This window comes from Ramlibacter sp., from assembly GCF_028292805.1.
Classification (GTDB): Bacteria; Pseudomonadota; Gammaproteobacteria; order Burkholderiales; family Burkholderiaceae_C; genus Ramlibacter.
Genome location: NZ_JAQGLS010000112.1, coordinates 1 through 4662, shown reverse-complemented (window position 1 = coordinate 4662; position 4662 = coordinate 1). Strand labels below are relative to the sequence as shown.

The window sequence follows — 4662 nt, the reverse complement described above, 5'->3', positions numbered from 1 at the left end:
CCACCGCGGAGGTGTAGGGCAGCTCGTCGCCGGTCAGGCGGAACAGCTTTTCGCGCACCATCTCGCTGGCCAGGAACTTCTCGCTGCGGTCGGTCAGTTCGTCCTCGCCATACCACCAGGGCTGGTTGGGCAGGAATTTTTCGCAGACCGCGAGCAGGCGCTCGACGTCCTTGGGCGACTTGGCCGACATCGGCACGAATTCGGTGAACGCGTGGCGCTGCTGCATGTCGCGCAGCCACGGCGCCAGCTCCGCGCGGCGGTGCACCTGGTCGAGCTTGTTGGCGATCAGCAGCGCCGGAATGCCCGGCTTGAGCAGCGCCAGCACCTTGGCGTCGCCCAGCGTGAAGTTGCCGGCCTCCACCACGAACAGAACCACGTCGACGTCGGCGATCGCGCCGGTCACGGCCTTGTTCAGCGAGCGGTTCAGCGCGGAGCTGTGCCGGGTCTGGAAGCCGGGCGTGTCGACGAACACGAACTGCGTCAGCCCTTGCGTGCGCACGCCGGTGATGCGGTGCCGCGTGGTCTGGGCTTTGGCCGAGGTGATGCTGATCTTCTGGCCGACCAGCGCATTGAGCAGCGTCGACTTGCCCACGTTGGGCTTGCCGACGATGGCCACCAGGCCGCAGCGCTGGTCCGTCGCCTCGGTGGCGGGCTGCTGCGGGTCGGGGGCGGGAAGCTGGGGATCGGTCATTTCGGTCGGTTCTTCAGGGCAATGAGCATCGCCGCGGCCGCGGCCTGCTCGCCGGCGCGGCGCGAGGCGCCGATGCCGCGCTCGACCAGGCCGAGTTCGCTCACCTCGCACTCTACGTCGAATGTCTGCTTGTGTGCGGCACCCAGGGTGCCGACCACGCGATACACGGGTAGCCGCATCTTGCGGCCCTGCAGAGCTTCCTGCAGTTCGGTTTTGGGATCCTTGGCGGCGGCCGGCATTTCGGGCTGGATGTCCAGTTCCCCGAACAGCCGCTGCACCAGCGCCTCGGCGGCGCCGTAGCCGGCGTCCAGGTAGACGGCGCCGATCAGCGCCTCCAGCGCGTCGGCCAGGATCGAGGGCCGCTTGTGGCCGCCGGAGCGCGCCTCGCCCTCGCCCAGCCGCAGCATGCCCGCCAGCCCGAGCGTGACCGCCAGCCCATGCAGCGTGTCCTGCTTGACCAGGTTGGCCCGCACGCGCGAGAGGTCGCCTTCGGGCAGGTCTTTCAGGCGCTGGTAGAGCAGTGCGGCAACCGCAAGGTCGAGCACCGAGTCGCCAAGGAACTCCAGCCGTTCGTTGTGTTCGGCCGAAAAACTGCGGTGCGTGAGGGCGCGCGCGAGCAGGCGGGGATCATTGAACCGGTGCTGCAATCGATCCTGCAGCGCCGCCAGCGCGTCGTCCACCGCCAAGACTAGCGGCCGGGCCGCGAGGAGCCGCGGTACTTGAGCACCAGGAAGGCCGGTCCGAACAGGTGGAATTCCTTGTCGTAGCCGAAGGACACCGTGGTGTCGTCGCCGTTCTTGGCGATCGTCAGGTCCTTGCCCGTGATCGCGGTGATGTTGTCGATCTGGGCCGCGCGGTCGAACAGGCTGCGCACCTCTTGCGGGGTGCCGGCCTCCTTGGACTTGTTGATCGCCTTGAGCGCGGCCTGGTACTCCAGCACCGTCGGAAACGCCTGCATCCCCACCAGGCCCACGGCCGCCAGCACCGCGACCACGAAGATCAGCATGATGAAGGAGATGCCCCTCTGCCTCGATTTGCCCGTCATTGTTCTTCCCTCTGCCTATAAGTTCTAGTCGAACGTGCCCACGCGGCCCAGGCTCCCGAAGTTCATCCAGATCAGGAAAGCCTTGCCCACGATGTTGCGCTCCGGCACGAAACCCCAGTAGCGGGAGTCGAGCGAATTGTCGCGGTTGTCGCCCATGACGAAGTAGTGCCCTGCCGGCACCTTGCACACGACCCCTTCGACACTGTAGCGGCAATTCTCGCGGAACTCGAAATTGTCGGCGCCGGCCACGAAGGCGGGGCGGTCGTCGTCGGTCAGGATGCGGTGCTTGCGCTCGCCCAGCTGCTCTTCATAGTGGCGGAAGTAGCGCATGGCATCGCGCTCGAAGTAGTCCTGCAGCCGCACCGTGGGCACCGGCTGGCCGTTCAGGGTCAGTCGCTTGTTCAGGTAGGCCACCTCGTCGCCCGGCACGCCGACCACCCTCTTGATGTAGTCGAGCGAGGGCTTGGGCGGGTAGCGGAACACCATCACGTCGCCGCGCTTGGGAGCGGTGCCTTCGGTCAGCCGCTTGTGCAGCACCGGCAGTCGCAGACCGTAGGTGAACTTGTTGACCAGGATCAGGTCGCCGATCTCCAGCGTCGGAATCATCGAGCCCGACGGGATCTTGAACGGCTCGAACAGGAACGAGCGCAGCACGAACACGGCCAGGATGACCGGGAACAGGCCGGCCGTCCAGTCCAGCCACCAGGGCTGCGCCAGGATGCGGTGCCTGGCCTCGGCCAGCTTGGGGTCCACCGGGGCGATGCCCTGGGCCGACAGGCGGGCGTTGCGCTCGCCGGCGCTGGCCACCAGTTCGGCGGCGGCGCGCCGGCGGCGCGGCAGGAACCACAGCCGCTCGGCAATCCAGTAGACGCCGGTGACGGCGGTCGCCATGAACAGCAGCAGGGCAAAGTTGCCCTCGACCATCTCGAAATACCAGGCGCCGGCATAGCCGACGAACGCCGCGAGCACCGCGGCTGTGATGACGGGCATCATCAGGACTCCCGCCGAGCCGCCTCAAGGAAGGCCTGCGCCCCCTCGGGGGGCAGCGACCACACGGAGTGGGGAGCGTGGGGGTTCACCATCAGTCTTCGACCTGGAGGATGGCGAGGAAAGCTTCCTGGGGGACTTCGACGGAGCCGATCTGCTTCATTCTTTTCTTGCCTGCCTTCTGTTTTTCGAGGAGCTTGCGCTTGCGGCTGACGTCGCCGCCGTAGCATTTTGCCAGCACGTTCTTGCGCAGCGCCTTGATGCTCTCGCGCGCGATGATGTTGGCGCCGATCGCGGCCTGGATCGCCACGTCGAACATCTGGCGGGAAATGATTTCACGCATCTTGGCCACCACCGCCCGGCCGCGGTACTGCGACTGGCTGCGGTGCACGATGATGGACAGCGCGTCGACCTTCTCGCCGTTGAGCAGGATGTCGACCTTCACCACGTCGGAAGCGCGGTACTCCTTGAACTCGTAGTCCATCGAGGCATAGCCGCGGCTGACCGACTTGAGCTTGTCGAAGAAGTCGAGCACGATCTCGCCCAGTGGCATCTCATAGGTGAGCATCACCTGGCGGCCATGGTAGGCCATGTTTTTCTGGATGCCGCGCTTGACGTTGGCCAGCGTCATCACCGCGCCGACGTACTCCTGCGGCATGTACAGGTGCACGGTGACGATAGGCTCGCGGATTTCTTCCATCCGGCCCTGGTCCGGCATCTTGGCCGGGTTCTCCACCATCACCACCTCGCCGTCGGCCCGCACCACCTGGTACACCACGCTCGGCGCGGTGGTGATCAGGTCCTGGTCGAACTCGCGCTCGAGCCGCTCCTGCACGATCTCCATGTGCAGCAGGCCGAGAAAGCCGCAGCGAAAACCAAAGCCCAGCGCCTGGCTCACTTCCGGCTCGTAGTGCAGCGAAGCGTCGTTGAGCTTGAGCTTTTCCAGGCTGTCGCGCAGCGAGTCGTACTGGTTCGATTCCACCGGGTAGAGACCAGCGAACACCTGCGGCTGGATTTCCTTGAAGCCGGGCAAGGCCTCGGTGGCGGTGGCGGCGGCGCCGCCGGTGCCGGTCTTGATCAGCGTGACGGTGTCGCCGACCTTGGCCGCCTGCAGCTCCTTGATGCCCGCGATGATGAAGCCCACCTCGCCGGCCGACAGCGACTCGCGCGGCGAGGACGACGGCGTGAAGACGCCGAGGCTGCCGGCTTCGTAGGTGGCGCCGGTGGCCATCAGCTTGATGCGGTCGCCCCTGGCGAGCTTGCCGTCGACCACGCGCACCAGCATCACCACGCCGACGTAGCTGTCGAACCAGCTGTCGACGATCATGGCGCGCAGCGGGCCGTCCGGATTGCCGCGCGGCGGCGGCATGCGGGCGACGACGGCCTCGAGGATCTCGTCGATGCCCATGCCGGTCTTGGCCGAGCACGGGATCGCGTTGGTGGCGTCGATACCAATCACGTCCTCGATTTCCAGCTTCGCGTTCTCCGGGTCGGCCTGCGGCAGGTCCATCTTGTTCAGAACCGGCACCACCTCCACGCCCAGGTCGAGCGCGGTGTAGCAATTGGCGACGGTCTGCGCTTCGACGCCCTGGCTCGCATCGACCACGAGCAGCGCGCCTTCGCATGCGGACAGTGAGCGGCTCACTTCGTAGGAGAAGTCGACGTGGCCCGGCGTGTCGATCAGATTGAGGTGGTAGACCTGTCCGTCACGCGCCTTGTACGTCAGCGAAGCGGTCTGCGCCTTGATGGTTATCCCACGCTCCTTCTCGAGGTCCATCGAGTCCAGGACCTGCTCTTGCATCTCGCGATCGGAGAGGCCGCCGCAACGCTGGATCAAGCGATCGGCGAGCGTCGATTTGCCATGGTCGATGTGCGCGATGATCGAGAAGTTTCTGATGTGATTCATCAACGGGAACGTTCAAGTGATTGATTCAAAAGG

The 4662-nt window shown here is 65.9% G+C and carries 5 protein-coding genes; all 5 read right to left on the bottom strand.

From position 1 onward, the window contains the following. On the bottom strand, positions 1 to 691 hold a 691-nt coding region (era, locus tag JWP65_RS06490; protein WP_299761670.1), incomplete at its 3' end, for a GTPase Era. Next, positions 688 to 1371, bottom strand: a complete 684-nt coding sequence (gene rnc / locus JWP65_RS06485; RefSeq protein WP_299761667.1) for a ribonuclease III — start codon at positions 1369 to 1371, stop codon at positions 688 to 690. The genes rnc and era, both read right to left, overlap by 4 nt. Positions 1372 to 1379: 8 nt before the next feature. Next, positions 1380 to 1736: a DUF4845 domain-containing protein gene (locus JWP65_RS06480; protein WP_299761664.1), complete on the bottom strand. Its 357-nt coding sequence runs from the start codon at positions 1734 to 1736 to the stop codon at positions 1380 to 1382. Positions 1737 to 1760: 24 nt separating this feature from the next. After that, positions 1761 to 2726, bottom strand: a complete 966-nt coding sequence (lepB, locus tag JWP65_RS06475; RefSeq protein ID WP_299761673.1) for a signal peptidase I — start codon at positions 2724 to 2726, stop codon at positions 1761 to 1763. Positions 2727 to 2817: 91 nt separating this feature from the next. Continuing rightward, positions 2818 to 4629, bottom strand: coding sequence for a translation elongation factor 4 (gene lepA, locus JWP65_RS06470; protein ID WP_299761661.1), 1812 nt, complete (start codon positions 4627 to 4629; stop codon positions 2818 to 2820). Positions 4630 to 4662: the final 33 nt, after the last annotated feature.